Source organism: Carboxylicivirga marina, from assembly GCF_016612505.1.
Classification (GTDB): domain Bacteria; phylum Bacteroidota; class Bacteroidia; order Bacteroidales; family Marinilabiliaceae; genus Carboxylicivirga; species Carboxylicivirga marina.
In genome coordinates, this window is the sequence record NZ_JAENRR010000002.1 from 74,433 (window position 1) to 93,343 (window position 18,911).

Sequence of the window (18,911 nt, forward strand, 5' to 3'; positions counted from 1 at the left end):
AACCATCCGTTTTAATAACCAGAATTAATGAACAACAATTTTCCTATGGTCAGACAAATTGAAAAGGCTAATCCAATAATTGTTTTTATTTTGTTTTTTGTTATCAGTATTGGGTTTTTGCATTATTTGAGTTTTAACAAAATGCCAACACGAATTCACGCTTGGGCTCAAAGTGATCATTATGCGCTTGCATTAGGGTTTATCGATAATAATTTTGATTTTTTTCATCCTCAAACTTTTGCCTTAAGTCTACAGTTTCCCGCACATGAAGAATTGAATGAAGCTAAGGGTATCACTGCAGTTGACTTTCCAATATTGCATTATATTGTTGCTGTTTCAATGAATGTACTTGGTACTACGAAGCCTTGGGTTTTCAGGATAGTTTCATTATTGATAAGCTTTTTAGGATTGTTGACTTTGTACAGGATTCTATATAAAATAAAAGGGCTTTGGATAGCTTTATTTGTAGTTTCGTTTATCATTTTCCAGCCAATCTATAGCTATTATCAAAATGGATTCCATGTTTCTGCAGCGGCCTTTAATATTCAGGTAATTGGTATCGCTTTATTTTTTAAGTATTGGCATTATCGAACAAATAAATATTTTTATTGGGGTGTTGTGTTTTTAACACTTGCTGCTTTGTTGCGATTTACTCAGGTCATTACTTTGCTTGCTGTTTTTAGTTCATTGAGTTGGGCAAGCTATAGAAAGCGTCAGTTTGAAAAGCGATTAATTCCTGTCACTATTGGTTTGCTTATCATTGGAGCCTACTTCATTTATAATAAAATATTAACCTTTAAATATGGTTCCGTTTTTCAAGGTAGTCCATTGCCAGCAGAATCGTTTTCTGCACTACTGATACATTTGTTTCGGATTGGTAAAGGATATTTAAGAGGATTTCTACCGTTTACGCACTTATTTGGATTGATTGTCGTTATTGTTTTGGCAAACAGGCAAAAGGCAAAAGGAGGAGGGGATTGGGAAAGCTGGTTGTTTTTCTCTGTAATAGGCACAGTAATGTTTACTCTGCTAATGTCTTGGCATCTATCAGCTCACGATTATTATTCTCTTGATACCTGGTTGCCTCCTTTGACAATAGGCTTGCTATATTGTGTTTATACGATAGATTTTAGTAAATACAATAAAACTGTTGTAATGCTATTGGTTTCTTTATTCATTGTTGGGACCTTTTCTGTTGCATTAGAACATCAGGTTAGAAAATATAGTGATAAACAAGAGGTCAGTGGAGTTGATTTGGTAATTAAGGATTTTTCTAACAGCTCAGAGTTTCTGGATAATGTAGTTTCACATGATGCAAAGGTTCTTATAATTTCGGGGGCTGGTTGGAATTCTCCAATGATGGGATGGAGAAGACCTGCATATAGGGTAGCATGGAAATTTAATGAACAAATAGAGGAAGAGCTAAAGAAAGATTACGATTTTATAGTAACCCATAATGCCTACTTTGAAGGTGTATTAAACTCATATCCTGAATTCAATGAGAAAGTAAACTTACTTACATCAAATGGTCTTGTAAGTATTTGGGGGTTTGATGGAATTGTTAAGTAAAATAAAGGCCCTAGAATTATTTCTAAAGCCTTTTTGTTTTATGCTGGAATTCGAATTAGTTAAACTTAATCGAACCTTTGTTTTCTTCGTTTTCTGCATAAGCATACATCTCACGTAGGATGTCGGCGTATTTGCGATAAATAATACGACGTCGTAGTTTTAATGTTGGCGATAACTCACCGCTGGCCGAAGTCCAGGCTTCATGAACCATACGAAAACGTTTAATTTCTTCATGCTTACCAATTAGTTTATTAAAGCGCATCACTTCTTTACGATAGATGGCAAACACTTTCTCGTTATTGATCAGCTCCTGATTATCGCGGAAATGAACTTTGTTGTCGTGTGCCCACATATGCAGATACTCAAAGTTTGGAGCCAATAGTGCTCCGGCAAATTTCTCGCTTTCACCAACGATAATAGCCTGCTCAATAAAGTCAGACTCTTTCAATAGGTTTTCAATGGCTTGTGGTGCAATGTATTTGCCACTTGAGAGCTTAAACATCTCTTTTTTACGGTCCGTAATTTTCAGGTATTTTCCTTTAATGAGAGTACCAATATCACCAGTATGAAACCAGCCATCTTTGTCGATTACTTCGGCAGTTGTTTTCTCGTCTTTGTAATAGCCCATCATCACATTAGGCCCTTTGGCTAATATCTCCCCATCTTCGTCAATTCGTATTTCAACGCTGTTGAACACAGTGCCAACTGTGCCAATCATTAAATTGCCCGGTTCATGGATGTAATTTGATGCCAATACAGGCGCTGTTTCGGTTAAGCCATAACCTTCCATCAATGGAATGTCGGCAGCAAAAAATAAGCGGCTTAAACGAGGCTGAAGGGCAGCTCCGCCACTAACCACAAAGCGCAGGTTGCCTCCAAAAGCCTTTTGCCATTTTGAGAAGATAAGCTTACGTGCTATTTTAAGTTTGGCAGCATATAGTGGATAATTCTTGCCATTTGTTCGGTAGCGCTCGCCCAGTTTCATGGCCCAAAAGAATAAGGTTTTCTTAATGCCCGATAAATCATTCCCTTTAGAAACCAGTTTGTCGTATATACGCTCAATAACGCGAGGTACTGTTACAAAGGCAGTGGCTTTTATCTCCACCAGGTTTTGAGCGATAGTTGCCAGGTTTTCGGCATAATAGATGCTACAGCCGTTAGCCTGAAAAAGGTAGTTAATCATGCGCTCGTACACATGGCACAAAGGCAGAAAACTCAAAATGTTGTCTTTTGGACTTAAGGGGTAACGAGGAATGGCATCCTTCATATTGCTCATGAAGTTTTTGTGACTTAGCATCACTCCCTTAGGGTTGCCAGTTGTTCCCGAAGTATAAATGATCGAAACCAAATCTTCGTCAGAAATAGAGTTGCGAATCACTTTAAACTCATCTTTCCATTTTATACGTTCCTGTTCGCCTAGCTGGGTTATTTCACTCCAATTTGTTGCGTCTTTAATGTCATTAAAGGTGTATATTTCTTTAATGCATTCAATCTCTTTAGATACTTCTTTTAGTCGCTTATAAAGTATGACATCTGAAACAATAAGCATTTTGGCATCGCTATGCTCCAGTATGTACTTATATTCTTCGTCGGATATCGTTGGGTAAACCGGCACATGAACCACGCCAATCATTGACATGCCCATATCCACAAAGTTCCATTCAGGACGATTGTTAGAAACGGTTACAATTTTGTCACCTTTTTGAAAGCCTTTGGCCAGCAAACCATAACTAAATAGCCTTGCCTGCTCACTGTATTCTTTAACACTAAACTTAACCCATTCACCATTGCGCTTGGCGCATAGCATATCGTCTTTGTTGATATTATGCTTGAGATTAGCAAGCAAATCAAAGGTCCTTTTAATCTCCATAAAACTGATTTATTGGATTTTCCACTCAAACTCAACCGACAAAGATATAATTTTTTTGAAAGTCGACACGAAAAGGTATAACGCTTTGGTGTTTAGGTATAAACCTGTATTTTGCAAGAAAATGTAAGATGGAAGAAGATGTAATCATTTGTCAGGAGGAATTTAATTGTTCAACAAAGAAATTATGGCAGGCCATTACCAAAGTTGAGGAGATGCGCCAATGGTTTTTTGACAATATTCCGGCATTTAAAGCTGAGCTAGGTTTTGAAACGAGCTTTATGGTGGATGCCGGCGAACGAAAATTTATGCATGTTTGGAAGATAGTTGACGTCAAAGAAGAGGAATTGATTAAATACCAATGGACCTATGACGGTTTCGATGGTGTTGGCTATGTCACGTTTGAATTGAACGAGATGGCTGGTCGTACGAGGTTGATACTGACCAATGAAGGATTGGAAACGTTTCGGCCAAAAGTGCCGGAGTTTACCCGCGAGAATTGTGAAAACGGATGGCGATATTTTATAAAAGAACGATTAAAAAGCTATATTGCGTAGCATAACGCAGCAGTTAATGAAACGAAGAGCAAAGATATTGGTGCACGTTAGTGTGTTTATCTTACTCACCTTGCTAACACAAATTGGTGGGGTGGTGTATCTGATGTCTTTTGTGTTTTGTGGTCGTATCAAATACAACTTTCCGTTAAAAGGGGTAGCCGCTTTTGTTATTATTTATTGTCTGGGAACATTTGTAACAACCCCTATGCTGGCTAAACTTTTTAATCGTGAGCGCATTGTACATTACGATAATTTGCAACCAGCTAATTACATGACTGTGTTGATGAATCGTAACTATGTACGAGCGGAGGTGAATGACTACCTGAAGGAGGTGACAGAATCATTAAGGCAACAAGATAGTCAGATAGTTATACGTTACCTCGATGCTTGTTTTCCACTGATTGATGGTTTCCCATTGTTACCTCACTTAAGCCATTTTGATGGTAAAAAACTTGACTTAAGTCTGGTGTATGAAAACAGGCATGGAGAAATTGTTAATTCATCCAAATCGGTGAGTGGCTATGGCGTGTTTGAAGGCCCGCGCAATGGAGAGGTAAATCAAAATAAGGCCTGCCAAACAGCCGGATTCTCTTATTACGATATGCCTAAATACCTTACGCTCGGAAGTATTAATAGTGAACTTCGATTTTCGGAAAAAGGCAATAAAGCATTAATGGATGTACTCACACAAAATGAGGCCGTTGAAAAGGTGTTTTTAGAACCTCACCTAAAAGAACGCTTACGATTAAAAAACAAGAAAATCCGATTCCATGGCTGTCATTCAGTTAGGCACGACGACCATATTCATGTGCAGGTGAAATGATACCCTGAAAGATCCATTTCAGCCTACCTGGCTAGTAATTGTTTCCTATTGCGTAGATAATCCATAAAAGTTTTAAAGCCAACTAATATCAGCCAAATTGATGGTAATAGTATTGTATAAATTGGGCGATACGGACTGGTTCTTAGGTATGGGTTATCTGTAGTTAATAACTCGGGAGTAAATAGCATCCCGTCTTGGATTCCATAATTAATACGCAATGATAACATGATTATTAGATATCCTCTGATTATTAAAATATATCGATTGGCATTGTTGTCATCTAGAATAATATTAACTCCGAATAAAGGTATAAAAAATACCATTGAACTATAATGTGAACCTGGATTCCACCCAGTAAACTGCAAAAGGTATTCGTATGTTGCTCTATCATTGGCATATTCCATAATGATCCAGAAAATAAATATGACAGATGCCAGCAGCAGTGAAGCTTTAATGTCAACTGGAATACGATCTAGGCCATGTTTTAATTTATTCATTCAATATAGTTCTTTAGTTGTGTATTTATATATCTATAAAGTCAGGAGCAAGAGTGAGGCTACGTATGTTTACTTGTTATTTATATGTCGAGTAGTTTTGGCAGGAAGTAAATTACTACAACAATTGTTACAGCTACGACCATCAATACAAGACTCTTTATTAAGCTCTTTCGTCTTTCTGATATTGTTCTCTTCTTAATGGCTTCTAAGGTCACGGCATCAGCCTTATTGCGTTCTCTAAATTTCCTGGAGAAATCACTTTTGGGTGATGACGACTTAAAATGTTTGTCATGTAAATCCTTCACCATTCGGCGATTGCTTTTTTGATTGTTGGTACCGTCTTTAACAAAGCCTAATCCGCCAGTCATTATTTTCGGTTTTTGTTAAACAAATTGCTAATTTTCATCTTTCAAAATAATAAAACGGCTAAGCTTTATTATCACCAGTTTCTTGGGGCAATTAATCGTTCAATATTTGCATTATTAAAAGTGTAAGCTTTGGCAATAAATTCGAATTCCTTACCAATAGATTCGCGAGCAGCTGTCTCAATTTCACTATCATTTTCAAAGAACTCGCTTTCTAATGCGTTCATTTTCCGTGTTGCAGTATGTGTTAATTTATACAATTCCTTTAAATTTTGGGGTTGGCGTTGTTCAATGTTAATACACAGTTCAATGAGGATACTTTCGCATTTATCCACCAGAAATGAAGGAAAGTATGAGTCGCTTCGCATATCAGCTAAAAAGGCGTAATCTCTGATTTGTTCGTTATGAATATCTATGATAGAGACACTTTCCACGGTTGAAAGTAGATTATTTCGGTAGTACGAACGAATGAGAAAGAAAGTAGTTATCAGTAATAAAACAGCTGTAGTTATAAAAATAAGGTTTTGCATGAGGTGCGTTAAAGTTTCTTGATTTTATGCGGTTTAATAATTCTTTGGACAGAATAAGGTGCTTGATATTCCTCTTATTTAGTCAGAAAGAAAAATTCACGCTCTAATTCATGTTTCATCCGACTTACACTTCTACGCATCATTAAATATGGTATACCACCCATAAATACAGCGTGAATGATTATAAATGGGATTGCCATATAATCCATATTGCCTTCAATATTATCAACGCTTAAAAAGGCAATAAAAATAATTGCATAGACGATAATTAAACCGATATAGAAGGGAATCATCATACCTCTAAAACCATTAATTTCTGTATCTATTAACAGTTTGTCGCCGTGTTGTATATAGCTTCCTTTAGCAATGGCCAGATTCATATTCATATCAAAGAAACGTCGGCGTCGCTTAATTTTAAAGCCATCAAATCCAACATGTCCTTTATATTCATTTTTACTTGATGAAAAGGCATCAAAGGCTTCTGCGAACATGCCTGTTTCGCCTTCGTCAACAGTTGTTCTAAGTCTGCTAATAAAGTCATGTTTGCTAATCTCAAGTTCTGTTTTTAAAAAAGCAAGTAGTTTTAGTTTTTTAAGTAAGTCTGTCATTTGTCTTTTGTTGTAAACATAAAGCTACTAAAAACAAATACATCTTGGCGTGAGTAAAGTAGTGGTGGCTGATAAAAATCTCTTCATTATTTATGTAGCAAGTGACGTCTGCCCCTTCAGATAAATTGCTTTAAATATGTTTTGTAATCGACGTAATGATAAGCTCCGCAAGTCAAGGGCTTATTCGCTGATATTTAAGTCGATTGTTCAAAAAGAGGCTGTCATAAAAACAGCCTCTTCATATTAAAATAAAATCTCATTTGCCTTTACCACCATCGACTGGTAGAAGGAGTATTGTATAAAACACCACCAGCTTCTTCAACTTCGTTTTCTAAGGCTGGTAGCTTTGTTTTAAACAATGCATCTAAAACATCTTCTTTTTCCTGATAGGCTTTAAGTGCCATCGCATACTGTTCTTTCTGAGCTCCTGTTGCATCAACCTGTGCGTACGAAGTGGCGTACATCGCGAAACGTACTCTGCTGCTCACGGTATTTTTAGCTCCGAAACCTCCTATAATCACTTTGGATACTGCATCGATTTCTTTTTGTACCTCATCCACTTTGCTGACCAATACATTGGCTTCAACAGGCGTTTTTGCCAGAATGGTTTTAAGATTCTCCAGGCGAGTATTCATCTCCTTAATCTTAGCTCTTGCTGCAGTTACCCGGGCATTTAAATCGCTTACATCTTTTAAGAATTCAAAATTAGCAGCGTAATTAGCCTTGCCCAATGCATTAGGAATAGAAACAACATTAAATGCTTGTTTGCCAACTAACCTAGTAAATGTTCCGGCCACGTTTTTGTCAATAGCCACTTTGTATTCTCCCGGTGGGACTTTTGGTCCTCGTGTAGTCAGGTAGGCTAAATCCCATGATAAGCTATTATAACCTTTCTTCAGATTGGTGCTGAGTTTTCGCATGATGTTGTCATTGGCATCATAAATGGTGAAAATCAGCTTTGGTTTTTCTTCCTGTGATTCGGCCAATAACTCATCATCAGAGGCATATTTAAAGGTGCCACCAGACTTTTCGGCTGCTTTTTGAGCCTCTTTGCGTTTCTCCTTTAAGCTTTTGTAGCCTGTTTTAATATAATAATCAAACTTAACTGCAGGCTCCGGATTGGGCGTTCTGAAATGTACTTCACCCTGGTATCTTAGGTTGCTGGAAGGAAAATACAGCAGCGCATCATTGACTTCAAACAGATGTGCTTGCTTTTCGCTGATTTCCTCGCTTAAAGTACGCAAGGCCGAATAATTATCTAAGACATAAAAACCACGGCCAAAAGTAGCAACCACCAAATCATTTTCTCGTTTTTGAATGGTTAATTCTTTGACCTGTATAGTTGGCAAGCCGTTTTTGATTTGCACCCATTTTTCACCACCATCAATACTGGTCCAAACGCCCCATTCGGTGCCAATAAACAATAAATCAGGGTTCACATGATCTTCCTGAATACAATAAACCGTTCCTGAAGGCAGATTAGATGCGATTGACGTCCAGGTTTTACCTTTGTCGGTACTTTTGATGAGGTAAGGTGTGAAATCACTGCTGTTCTTACGTCCGTCGAAACAAACATACACCACATTTTCGTTATGCATCGATGGAGTGATATAATTCACAAAGGTCATGTCAGGCACTCCGGTAAAGGTATCATACTTCGTCCAGTTGGCACCATCATCTTCAGTTAGCCAGATTAAGCCATCATCGGTTCCGGCATAAAGCATGCCCTGTTTTAAGGGGGATTCTGTCAGGGCAAAAATATTCCCAAACTTCGATGTCGACATGTTCTTCGCTACCGCTTCAGGAGGCCATATCTTGCCCATCATTGGCAAGCTGTTCTGGTCAATCTGTCTGGTTAAATCAGCCGATATCTTTTCCCATGTACCACCCATATCCGTGCTTTTTAACACATAGTTGCCACCAATATACAGGGTCTTATTATCGAAATGACTCAAAAGGTATGGCGTATTCCAGTTCCAGCGATACTCTTCATCTATGGTTGGTTGTGGTTGAATGGAAATACTGTTCCCGGTTGTTCGGTCGTATCGTCTGATGCCGCAATACTGCGATTCACAGTAGTGAATGTCAGGATTTTTAGGATCAGGTATCGACAGGTAGCCATCGCCACCAATGGCATAGGTCCAATCGGCATTTACAATATTTTGGCGATGTGTTTGTGAAGGTCCAAACCACGAACCGTTATCCTGGGCACCACCATAGACATTGTAGAACGGATATTCGTTATCAGTTCTAACGTGGTAGTATTGTGTGATGGGCAGGTTACTGGCAAATTGCCAGGTCTTTGCGGCATCGTAGGTCTCATAGATTCCGCCATCGCAACCCATGATGTAATGATCCGGATCTTCAGGGTTCATCCATATGGCATGATTGTCAACATGCTTATTTTTGCCTTCGATGCTTTCCCATGTTTGACCACCATCTACCGATCGGGCCGCGCGTGTATCCATTAATATAATCAAATCCGGATCGTAGGGAGCAGCATATAGTTCGTTATAATATTGTGGACTGCCCGATACTTTGTCACTTCTCTTTTCCCAGCTTTCGCCCATATCATTTGAGCGATAAACACCGCCTTTGTTACCCGGTAGCTCAATAACAGCATAAATAATATCAGGATTGGCAGGGGATAGGGCAAGGCCAATTCGACCCACATCACCACCAGGTAGGCCTTTCTTCAGTTTGGTCCAGCTTGCTCCGGCATCCACCGATTTATAAATGGCCGACTCAGGACCACCATTGATTTTTGACCATACACGACGTTCGCGCTGATGAGAGGCCGCATATAGGATATCCGGATTTCTTGGATCCATCTCCAAATCTGATATACCGGTATATTCGCCTATTTCGAGAATGCGTTCCCACGATTGACCACCATCAGTCGTTTTGTATAATCCGCGTTCTCCACCCGGACCCCAGGCTTGTCCTTGCGATGCCACATAAACCACATTACTGTTTCGTGGATCGATCATTATTTTTCCAATTTGAGAACTGGTTTTTAAACCCATGTTGGTAAAAGACTTACCGCCATCAGTTGTCTTGTATACACCATCGCCATAGGCCAGATTACGTTGCGTGTTGTTTTCGCCTGTTCCTACCCAAACCACATTGGCGTTGTTAGGGTCCATGGCTAAGCAACCAATAGAAAAAACCGGCTGATCGTCAAAGATGGGCTCAAAGGTGGTACCATGATTAGTGGTTTTCCACAAACCACCAGATGCAACAGCAACATAATACTCAGAAGTATTCTCGGGATTAACGGCAAAGTCGGAGATGCGTCCCGAATAAGCGGCCGGACCAATGTTCCTGAATTGGTACATGTTGAGCATTTCACTTGTGAGGGCAAAGGGCTCTGACTTTGAAGAAGATTTTTTTTTGTTTTTCTGCGCATTGGATGGCAAGCTAAAAGCCATAAGGGCTATGCATAAAGCACTTGCAAGCATCCATCCTTTGTTTCTTGTTTGTGGCATGTGTTTGTATTTAGGTTATTATCTATTGAGCTAGTATGGTCTCGCTATATGGCACTGTGCGATAATAGCGTTTTGTAGGGCGTTTTTATTTCATACCTCCTGATTTATGTATTTAACCCATTTGTCCAATAGTAAAAAATAGTAACAGCAAAAGATATCCTATTTCTGATACCTGTTCATCGGATATTTGGTTTGTTGAATATAAAGGATACATTTCGGCACTTTTAATGTCCATTTTAGGTTTCCCTATAGTGGTGGTTGTTTCAGTTATAAAAACTTTATTTTTCGATAAGGATACCCCTGCTGAAGAATTACTTTTAGGATTCACATTAATTAAAGAAAGAACAGCTACTTCTATACCCCCCCAAAAAAATACTTACATAAGCGTCAATTTCTTTATATACCAATTCAAAGGGTTGATTATTGTATTCTCCAACTATGGAATATTTAGATTCCATCCAATCCTCGGTTCCCATCTTAAAATGTGCGTCTCTCCATTTGATTTCTATTGGTTCATGTTCCAAATATAATACAAACTGCGCGGTTAAAGATTCTTTTTGATGCAGTTGACCTGTTATCGGAGAAATAATCTTCCCCTCCACAATTTCATCGCTGGATATTTCTTCTGTTAATTCTGCTAGCCATTCTAACTTTACTCTCTGTTTGTTACCACTTATTGTTGTAATAGTACCTTGTCTTACTTGCGTTGACTCGTAACTGTAATACAATTCAATGCCTGTTAAACTTGAAAATAGACTTTTTACTATATACTCCGATGTTAGTAATCCGCCCGTTCCCTTATCCCATCCTTCTTTATAATAAAATTCGTTTATGATTGCCGAATCTTTTAATAATCGGTATAAAGCATTGCTTTCTTTCATCATGGCTCCGCAAACTGCCAAAGTATATTCTTTATCAATTTGAATTTGTTGTTCCACCTGTTTTTTGACCATATCTAAAGAACCTAGCGTAATCACCTTATTTGCATATTCTCTTTGACCAAGGCACTCTTCAAGTAATTGAATGAAGACGTTGGCAAAACTAGATTCGTCCAACCAAGCTTTATTGCTTAATCTTATACTAACCGAGAAAGGTTCCAATTCGTGTTGCATGGTATTATCCAGTATTATCTTTTTCCCTGATTTAACAATTACATGCATGCTCCAAAGAATTCTAAAACCAACTGTACTTCGGGTTATAGCCGAGGTAATGGCAATTTGGGTTTCCTTAGTGCTTGTTTTCGGAAATTTGATCTTTGATTTTCCGAAAGCATTGATTAATCGATAATTTATATGGTCAGGCATTTTAATTTGATCTGTGGCAAGCTTTTGTGAAAGCCGACTCTTTATTTTTTGAATCAGCTCATGTTCAAAACTCTTATTTTCCAGAAGATTAGGGAAGTTATATTCTGATACCCATCTAAGTGAATGTTCCAGTTGCATTACTTCTTGACTTTTCAATTGGATGAAAAAAAGAAAGCACAGAACCATTAATATAAATCGTTTCATATACTATTTATTTTTAGGTTTACTTAATGGATACATTTTACAGTAATGTCCTTCTAATCAATCTTAATTTTGCTATTTTACCTGTTCAAATTATGTGAGTTTGCGTAAAATTTGCCCTAATGGCCTCGTATAAGAATAGTAGCCGAATTAGAAACCACCTCACTATCCCCATGCATGAGCCGAAGCTTTTATTTTGGTTATAAATTTAATTTTATTGCTTACCAAAACAGAAGTTTTGGTGATGTTCATTGCTTGTGCAAAAGCCAGACTAATAGCTATTAATAGCTATTTTTTTTACATTGTTGTGCATAGGCTATATGTACTGATAATTTAACTAGTAGTATAACTTAATTATAATCTTAATGTATATGGATAATCTATTAACAGAAAATGTGGAGGTAGCAACAACAGCATTTCATTACCCTCTTTTTGTTCGTATTTCAATGTAATTGTTTCTTTTAGCTCTCCTGATTCATCATACACTTTTCTTTCTAATAAAAAGCCTTGTGAATTAAACGTTGAAATTGCGGTCTCGAAATGTTTTATTTCAATGGGAACAGTATGTGTGTTGTAAACACTGTATTCTTCCCCTAGAACATTATCATTACTGTATGAATATTCTTTTTCTGTAGTTTTAAGGAATTCCCCAGAATCAGCAATTTCATATGAAACCTCTGAAATTACTTTTGTGCCGGAATAGGTTCTAATCATTTTACCACTTGGCTGGTAATCGCCATAGCTTCCATTTAGATTATATTCTCATGAAAATGTATTAGCTTTTGTTAACAGGTCGTTATTGTATTCAAAGATGATTTTAAAAACATCCTTTTTTTCTCTTGAAATATCGTCAATTCTATCTTCTACCATTTCTGTAATTTTATCTCCGGAATAGGTGTAGTTGTAATAATCATCTCCCCATATACCTGTACATCCAATTACCTGCCCATTATCAATTTCATACTCACGGTATGATACAGGTGCAAATACACCCGAATAATTGACAGTTGTAATATCTGCTGTTACATAGTTTCCATTGTAATTGAATACGGACGTGCCGTTTAGAATCAATTCACCGCTTTCGTCCGACCTGTATTCATTTATTTCAACTAACCTGTTACCACTATAAGAAAAATGAGATTCTGAAATATATTCTGATGTTATTCTGGCCATTTGAGAGATGCGAAAGGTATCTGTAGATGAAGGGGTGGGATTGTCTTCCTTTTCACATGTGGTAAAAATCACGATTGCTAATATAAAAAGTAGTACCCTTTTCATACCAATAATTTTTATTAAAGGTACAGAATTAAAGACAAATAGCAAAGCTAATTGATATTTCAGATTTATGTTCTTATAAATAATTTAAGGATCAATGGAGTGTTATTTTTCCTGTCTGTCACTATTAATATGGCTCTATTATCAGAGAGTTGAACTCTCGGTATTCGGGTCATGGCTAAGCCTAACGGCCTGCCGCATGGTGTGTAAGGGAATTTGGTCTTACTAAACTTTCAAATTGTGTGGAGCCGAAGCTAAAGACTTACCAATATGCTTTAAGCGCGAATGCACAATTGCAGCGTGTTGTACCCAGTTTTTCTTAATCTGCAATCTTTCTGTTCACACCAACCTTCATACTCTTCATTTATTAGCTTTAATAGCCTTTTTTGTTCTTTAAATACTTCATTACTTAAAGAATTAATGCCAGTGTATTTTATAGCCAATTGTCTGTGAGCCATTCGATATGTAACTCTATCAAAAACCCAGAAAAATATCAATTTCAGACTGTTGGAATTCAGACGCTTGACTTTAAATCTATTCTTTCTCACAACAAATCGCAGGAAGTTACTTCGATAGATTTCAACGTAAGAGTCGATTTTATTTTTCGTTTTCTACTTTATCCAAAACAATTTCTTTAATGAATTCATTGGCAGCTTGGAATTCCAAATTGGGTATAACCACTTGAATAAACGTCCGTTTTAATGGTGTGTATTTTATGTTTTAAATAGTTTCTATTTTTTTTGAATATCAATTTATTTTAATTCTATTTTATCTATCAAGAACTTAAATTCTTCTTGACTATTATTCCCGATCAAAAAGGCTATTTCTTCAATATAGTCATTCGAAAAATTTGGTTGGTCAAGTTTTCTACCCCTGAAAGAAGGATACATATCTTTTAGAAGAATTTGTATTTCTTGCCATTCTCCCGTTGTCGAAAAAGGTGATATGTAGGAATAATAATCATCAGAATTGGATTTTATCCTAAATTGATATTTTTTACCATCTCCCCTAATCTTAAGAATAATCTTAGTAGACTCCCTAATTAGTGTTTTTTCGAACCTATAACGGACAGAAGAGAATCCTCCATTGTTCTCCAGTGATATAGCACCTTCAAAAACACCATGGCCTTCAGCACTTAACTTAAAGGTACCTGATGATTTTCCTCCCATCACAACATCATCAACAATTATCCAGTTTTCAATGTTTGTTTTTTTGTTAAAATCAAAGATTATGTGTGAGGTCATATAGGTTAATATTATTGTTATATAAATTAAGCACTGCATAATAAATTGTTTTTATTATTTACAACGGTCTCGCTATATGGCACTGTGCAATAGCATGTGCTATAATAGCGTGTTGAATTGTAGTTCGGTATTTTTTATCTTTTCCTATCCACATCTTTAATAAAACTAATCAAACCTCTGAAATATGCTTCCTGATCATCATACATAGCAGAATGACTTCCATTTGGGCAATATAAATATTTCCCATTTTTAACCTTAGTAGACATCCATTTCATATGCTCAGGGTCCATTGTATCATATTTAGCTCCAATTGTTAATGTAGGAACTGTTATTTTACTCAAGTCCTTACTTCTGTCCCAATTCTTCAATTTTGCATCACCAACAATTCCAAATTCACTGGGACCTTGCATTGCTAAGTACAATGCATGATTACCCTTGGCAAAAGTTCTAGATATCGGCTCCGGCCACTCTTTCTCAGGAATTCGAAGCAAATGTTTAGAATAGTAATGTTTTCTCAGAAGTTACATATACTTCGGATTATCAAATTCTCCTTTTGCTTCAATTTCTTTTACTTCCTTTAAAACTTCACGAGGAAGCTGAGGTCCCAGTACTTCACTTGCATATTTATTATAAAGAGGTATTGATGATACCATATTAGAAATAATCAGTCCTTTTAGATTTTCTTGGTATTTCAAAGCATATTCAATCCCAAGAATTCCACCCCATGAAATGCCAAACAGGTAGAAATTTGATTTGTCGAGCTCAAGTGCAACTCTCACCTGTTCTACCTCATCCACAAATCTTTCCAGATTCCATAAGCTGGAATCATCTGGCTGATCACTATATGCAGACCCTAGCTGATCGTAGTAATAATATTCAATATTTTTACGAGGAAAATAAGAGTCAAAACATTCGAAAAATTCATGAGTTGAACCCGGCCCCCCATGAAGTAAAAGTACTTTTATCTTAGGATTATTCCCGACTCTTTTAGTCCAAACCTTATATTCACCGGAAGGTGTATTAATCGGGATCATTCTGGCTCCCCCACTCAATTTATCATCCCGGCCGGAATAATCAAAATAGCTACTTTCTGTTACTTTACCATTGTTGGTATCCTGAATATTGGAACAACTCTGAGTGATTAGAAATAATAAATAAAACAACCAAAAGATCTTCATAATATATGGTTTTAGTTACTATGTCTTCTAAAATGCACTACAACGACAGTCTGTCTAAAAACGATTTATGCTAGCGCATTATTAGTTAAATATAGCTTTAAGTTCTGAGAGTTAAAAAGGGAATGTGTTTTTACGTTCATTTCTTCCAAATAACTAATCATGCTCATATATAGCGTTTTTGACCTTTTTAAACGCATTAAATAGGCTTAAAACACCTATTAACAAATCTAACCGCACAATATTAATTAAGAGACAATAGGCTGTCATTATGAAGCCAACATCTGCGCTGGCTCTGCTAATAGACTTTTTTGTTATGATATGATCAAAACCCCATTGACGTTTAATGGTACCATAGGAATGCTCCACAATGGCCTGTCTGCGTTTATAAAGTTTCGGGTTTGCTTCAATTCTTGCTTTATTAGCAGCTACATGGTTTCAATATTACGTTTACACTCTTTTTCAAGGGAGCGTGATGAACGAATGCGGTTTAGATATCCATAAATAAACAATCGTAATAAATCACCAGGGTGGTAGCTTGGGCGTCCATTCTCCCCAGCTTGCATATCAAATCCCAACTCTTCTAAATCAAGATGTGACCCAAAGGCATCTATCAACCTGACTTCATTATCAGCTTCAATAGCATCATCAAGCGTAAGGGTGAATAATTGAATTTGAGAGCGGTTTTGACCTTGGATGTATTTCATACCTGAAGATACAAAAAAACTGATCTCGTGATTCTTAGTAGATAGGTTTTTAGACAGTCTGACGGTTGGCGGAATGAAGCGTTGGCGATTTAACGAAACCTTACCACCAAACACTCTCTGAGCCAAATCTTTTATTTGTTTTTACCTTTTTTATAAAGCCAAATCAAAGATTTGGCGGTGGTCGATTAACCAACGTCACCTCCAAATCCTCACGAACGCCAATTGGTTTATACTAGGGTGTTAGCATGTGTTATTAATTATCTGTATTATAAATGCTGGATAAGTCTTGATAAGACAAATTACTTTTCCTTTTTGAATTAAAATAATATTTCATTTCTAGTAAACCTTATTGATTAACAATTTTCCCATGTTGAATTACCATAAACAGGTCATTCATGTTGGCAATATCGTCAAGCGGATTAGTATTAAGAATAAGCATGTCAGCTCTTTTGGAGGGCTTAATTGATCCATACTTCTCCGTTAATCCCAACCATTCAGCAGCATAGAGGGTTGCTCCTCTCAGCACTTCTATGTTAGACACACCTGCTTTATTCATGAATATCATTTCTTTTACAGTTCCTTCAGGCACTATATTATCCTGACCTACAAGTAACTTAACTCCATTTTCCGAGAACTTGCGGACAATATAGTTACCTATGATTGCAAAATTATTCCATATATTTTTTTCCTTGATTAGCATCTCATCGTTATTACCATTTGCTATCTGTTCCTCTATTCTTAATAACCTGCTATTGAATACACCCAGTGTAGGACAGTACACTGCATTTTTCTCCTTCATAAGAGTGCATAATGCTCTCAGCCGATCTTCTGAAATAGTTTCAATCCCAACATCTGCCATCTTAGACATAAATGTCCTTCGTTGTTGAAGATTTGAATCTTGTTGAAGTAGTGTTTCATGTTCTGCACGATATTTATCTTTTAAAATATAGCACCAAGCTGGAGTGGAATGTTCGATGCTGGTAACCCCCAGTTCCAGAGCCTTATTAATTGGTACCTGGTTTAAAAGAGCTAATCCTGGATCATGAACAACTTTCAGATTGTATTTCCTTGCTACATCCACAATGTACGGATACAATTCAGCATTGATATTATTAAAAGTCTTTATCATTGATGCACCTTTTTCAGCTAATACTGGTAACAGCGAATCCACATCCTTTCTTGTATCTAACGAAACAGTAAAACCGGGAAGTTTTTCATTGTGTTTTTCCCAATGTAATGGACCAGTTTCCAACATCGGTCCTGTGAAATATATGTCGGGCCCCACCAATTTACCGGAACTGATTTTACTTTTTAACTCTTGCAACACATCAACCGGACCTCCCACATCACGAAAATAAAGTACCCCTTTTCGAATAAATTCAATTAATTCATTTTGCAAAGTATCTCCACCGTAAGAAGTTAATAATGAAATATGCATATGATTATCACACAGGGCAGGAGTCATAAATTTGCCATCACCATCAATGATCTGCGTTGAAACTGAAAAATCATTTTTTTTTGAATATATTTCTGATATCCGGTTACTGTCTATTGCAACTGTTTGATTTTGTATGACTTTTCCAGTCTCTACATCAATAATATTTATATTGCTGATAACCAGATCGTGCTGTATTGGTGTGCTACATGAAGCGAAGACAATGCAAAATCCAATTAGAGCATAAATTGCGTTTTTTTTAAATAAATTTGATTTCATAGTTAATAGTATAAATGGTTTGCGCTCATTTCTTATTCATACTAACGTGTGTGTCTTGAATGGTAAATATAATAAAAATTCTTCTAGTTACAGAAGAAAGTCCAAAGGGTGTAAGTCCCGTATGCACAGGATTAACGACCTGAAGCAAAGCAAGTGGCAAGCTCGTCAAGGGTGACCTTGGGATTGAAGTAAGCCAGACTGCGTGGTTGGTACTGACGAACAGAATTAAGCGAAGCGTATCATAAGCTCCTATTAAAATATACCTGCGAATAAACCTGATACGAGGCTGTCAGGCTGGATAAGGTAACACATCATGCCAACGTCAGAACGTTCAACGGAACGAAATGCCGAAACAGTAGATCCGGCAGCGATTAACCAAAAGACATTTACCTTACCAAGGGAGAGCTCTGTAATCACGAGATGGTAGAGCAGAGCAGTCAGCCGAGGCCATCGTAGCTAGTTGTAATGAGCGGCATAGAAAAATGCAGAGGACTCACACGCCAGTGAAGGGCTGAACGTTAATCTGCTCGAAATTAGAATAGGAAGTTTTCGTATGAATCTAGCCTATTCATAAAGTAGAGCATAGCTATTAAGGTGAAAAGAGCTTCGTATTGATGATTAACGAACCGCCCAGTAGGAGACCCGTACGCTGGGTGGTGCGAGAGGTTCTCCGACAGGCTATTGGCCTATCGGCAGCCTACTCGATTGTAGCAAGTACCTTAGGGTAGGACTTCATAAAACCGCCCAATGCCTGCTATGAAAGTAATTGCATAAATGGCTATTATATATACTTCGACTTTGGATTCGTTTGAGTTGATTCCGAATTTGTATTTCAAGCAATATTGGATATATGATTCTGTTTCAGGGCGAAGTTTGTACGCATCCTTTATATTCCATTGTATTTCTGTGATTATACAGCGCCCCCATCTTTTGTCATAAAAGCCATATCCTAACCATGAACACAGAATTAGAAACTGTAGTAGTAGG

The 18,911-nt window shown here is 37.1% G+C and carries 17 protein-coding genes; 3 read left to right on the forward strand and 14 right to left on the reverse strand.

Annotated elements, in window-relative coordinates:
• The first annotated feature begins 27 nt into the window (after window positions 1-27).
• Window positions 28-1,569, forward strand: a complete 1,542-nt coding sequence (locus JIV24_RS01300; protein WP_200463189.1) for an ArnT family glycosyltransferase — start codon at window positions 28-30, stop codon at window positions 1,567-1,569.
• Between the two features lie 55 nt (window positions 1,570-1,624).
• Here JIV24_RS01300 and JIV24_RS01305 read toward each other — a convergent pair whose 3' ends face one another.
• Window positions 1,625-3,439 (reverse strand): AMP-dependent synthetase/ligase, encoded by a 1,815-nt coding sequence (locus tag JIV24_RS01305; protein ID WP_200463190.1) that lies wholly within the window; start codon window positions 3,437-3,439, stop codon window positions 1,625-1,627.
• 128 nt (window positions 3,440-3,567) lie between these two features.
• Between JIV24_RS01305 and JIV24_RS01310 the strand changes: the two genes are divergently transcribed.
• Both JIV24_RS01310 and JIV24_RS01315 read left to right on the forward strand, forming a co-directional pair.
• Entirely contained in the window at window positions 3,568-3,993 is a 426-nt protein-coding gene (locus JIV24_RS01310) for an SRPBCC family protein (protein ID WP_200463191.1), read from the forward strand.
• A gap of 16 nt (window positions 3,994-4,009) precedes the next feature.
• Window positions 4,010-4,816, forward strand: a complete 807-nt coding sequence (locus tag JIV24_RS01315; RefSeq protein ID WP_200463192.1) for a hypothetical protein — start codon at window positions 4,010-4,012, stop codon at window positions 4,814-4,816.
• Window positions 4,817-4,839: 23 nt separating this feature from the next.
• On the opposite strand, the gene JIV24_RS01320 is transcribed toward JIV24_RS01315, so the two are convergent.
• From JIV24_RS01320 to JIV24_RS01375, 13 genes are all read right to left on the reverse strand, one after another.
• Window positions 4,840-5,313 carry a hypothetical protein gene (locus JIV24_RS01320; RefSeq protein ID WP_200463193.1) on the reverse strand — a complete coding sequence of 158 codons (474 nt, stop codon included), beginning with the start codon at window positions 5,311-5,313 and terminating at the stop codon, window positions 4,840-4,842.
• Window positions 5,314-5,393: 80 nt separating this feature from the next.
• Window positions 5,394-5,681, reverse strand: a complete 288-nt coding sequence (locus JIV24_RS01325; protein WP_200463194.1) for a hypothetical protein — start codon at window positions 5,679-5,681, stop codon at window positions 5,394-5,396.
• A gap of 71 nt (window positions 5,682-5,752) precedes the next feature.
• A complete protein-coding gene (locus JIV24_RS01330; RefSeq protein ID WP_200463195.1) occupies window positions 5,753-6,208 on the reverse strand; it encodes a DUF5713 family protein in 456 nt (151 codons plus the stop codon).
• Window positions 6,209-6,282: 74 nt separating this feature from the next.
• The gene (locus tag JIV24_RS01335; RefSeq protein WP_200463196.1) at window positions 6,283-6,816 is read right to left on the reverse strand and encodes a hypothetical protein; all 534 of its coding nucleotides are present in this window, start codon (window positions 6,814-6,816) and stop codon (window positions 6,283-6,285) included.
• A gap of 266 nt (window positions 6,817-7,082) precedes the next feature.
• The gene (locus JIV24_RS01340) at window positions 7,083-10,304 is read right to left on the reverse strand and encodes a VPS10 domain-containing protein (protein WP_200463197.1); all 3,222 of its coding nucleotides are present in this window, start codon (window positions 10,302-10,304) and stop codon (window positions 7,083-7,085) included.
• A 329-nt stretch (window positions 10,305-10,633) separates the two neighbouring features.
• Window positions 10,634-11,812, reverse strand: coding sequence for a hypothetical protein (locus JIV24_RS01345; protein ID WP_200463198.1), 1,179 nt, complete (start codon window positions 11,810-11,812; stop codon window positions 10,634-10,636).
• A gap of 351 nt (window positions 11,813-12,163) precedes the next feature.
• The gene (locus JIV24_RS01350) at window positions 12,164-12,523 is read right to left on the reverse strand and encodes a hypothetical protein (protein WP_200463199.1); all 360 of its coding nucleotides are present in this window, start codon (window positions 12,521-12,523) and stop codon (window positions 12,164-12,166) included.
• 48 nt (window positions 12,524-12,571) lie between these two features.
• On the reverse strand, window positions 12,572-13,087 hold the full coding sequence (locus JIV24_RS01355; RefSeq protein WP_200463200.1) for a hypothetical protein: 516 nt from the start codon (window positions 13,085-13,087) through the stop codon (window positions 12,572-12,574).
• A gap of 749 nt (window positions 13,088-13,836) precedes the next feature.
• The gene (locus tag JIV24_RS01360; RefSeq protein ID WP_200463201.1) at window positions 13,837-14,367 is read right to left on the reverse strand and encodes a CIA30 family protein; all 531 of its coding nucleotides are present in this window, start codon (window positions 14,365-14,367) and stop codon (window positions 13,837-13,839) included.
• 95 nt (window positions 14,368-14,462) lie between these two features.
• Window positions 14,463-14,738, reverse strand: a complete 276-nt coding sequence (locus JIV24_RS22335; protein ID WP_234445662.1) for an alpha/beta hydrolase family protein — start codon at window positions 14,736-14,738, stop codon at window positions 14,463-14,465.
• A gap of 111 nt (window positions 14,739-14,849) precedes the next feature.
• Window positions 14,850-15,506: a proline iminopeptidase-family hydrolase gene (locus tag JIV24_RS22340; RefSeq protein ID WP_234445663.1), complete on the reverse strand. Its 657-nt coding sequence runs from the start codon at window positions 15,504-15,506 to the stop codon at window positions 14,850-14,852.
• Between the two features lie 425 nt (window positions 15,507-15,931).
• Window positions 15,932-16,210, reverse strand: a complete 279-nt coding sequence (locus JIV24_RS01370; protein WP_200463202.1) for a transposase — start codon at window positions 16,208-16,210, stop codon at window positions 15,932-15,934.
• Window positions 16,211-16,556: 346 nt separating this feature from the next.
• The gene (locus JIV24_RS01375; protein WP_200463203.1) at window positions 16,557-17,924 is read right to left on the reverse strand and encodes an amidohydrolase family protein; all 1,368 of its coding nucleotides are present in this window, start codon (window positions 17,922-17,924) and stop codon (window positions 16,557-16,559) included.
• Window positions 17,925-18,911: the final 987 nt, after the last annotated feature.

Coding starts and splice junctions, on each gene's coding strand:
- JIV24_RS01300 (WP_200463189.1), top strand. CDS start 28: ATGAACAACAATTTTCCTATGGTCAGACAAATTGAAAAGGCTAATCCA.
- JIV24_RS01305 (WP_200463190.1), bottom strand. CDS start 3,439: ATGGAGATTAAAAGGACCTTTGATTTGCTTGCTAATCTCAAGCATAAT.
- JIV24_RS01310 (WP_200463191.1), top strand. CDS start 3,568: ATGGAAGAAGATGTAATCATTTGTCAGGAGGAATTTAATTGTTCAACA.
- JIV24_RS01315 (WP_200463192.1), top strand. CDS start 4,010: ATGAAACGAAGAGCAAAGATATTGGTGCACGTTAGTGTGTTTATCTTA.
- JIV24_RS01320 (WP_200463193.1), bottom strand. CDS start 5,313: ATGAATAAATTAAAACATGGCCTAGATCGTATTCCAGTTGACATTAAA.
- JIV24_RS01325 (WP_200463194.1), bottom strand. CDS start 5,681: ATGACTGGCGGATTAGGCTTTGTTAAAGACGGTACCAACAATCAAAAA.
- JIV24_RS01330 (WP_200463195.1), bottom strand. CDS start 6,208: ATGCAAAACCTTATTTTTATAACTACAGCTGTTTTATTACTGATAACT.
- JIV24_RS01335 (WP_200463196.1), bottom strand. CDS start 6,816: ATGACAGACTTACTTAAAAAACTAAAACTACTTGCTTTTTTAAAAACA.
- JIV24_RS01340 (WP_200463197.1), bottom strand. CDS start 10,304: ATGCCACAAACAAGAAACAAAGGATGGATGCTTGCAAGTGCTTTATGC.
- JIV24_RS01345 (WP_200463198.1), bottom strand. CDS start 11,812: ATGAAACGATTTATATTAATGGTTCTGTGCTTTCTTTTTTTCATCCAA.
- JIV24_RS01350 (WP_200463199.1), bottom strand. CDS start 12,523: ATGATTAGAACCTATTCCGGCACAAAAGTAATTTCAGAGGTTTCATAT.
- JIV24_RS01355 (WP_200463200.1), bottom strand. CDS start 13,087: ATGAAAAGGGTACTACTTTTTATATTAGCAATCGTGATTTTTACCACA.
- JIV24_RS01360 (WP_200463201.1), bottom strand. CDS start 14,367: ATGCAGTGCTTAATTTATATAACAATAATATTAACCTATATGACCTCA.
- JIV24_RS22335 (WP_234445662.1), bottom strand. CDS start 14,738: ATGCAAGGTCCCAGTGAATTTGGAATTGTTGGTGATGCAAAATTGAAG.
- JIV24_RS22340 (WP_234445663.1), bottom strand. CDS start 15,506: ATGAAGATCTTTTGGTTGTTTTATTTATTATTTCTAATCACTCAGAGT.
- JIV24_RS01370 (WP_200463202.1), bottom strand. CDS start 16,210: ATGAAATACATCCAAGGTCAAAACCGCTCTCAAATTCAATTATTCACC.
- JIV24_RS01375 (WP_200463203.1), bottom strand. CDS start 17,924: ATGAAATCAAATTTATTTAAAAAAAACGCAATTTATGCTCTAATTGGA.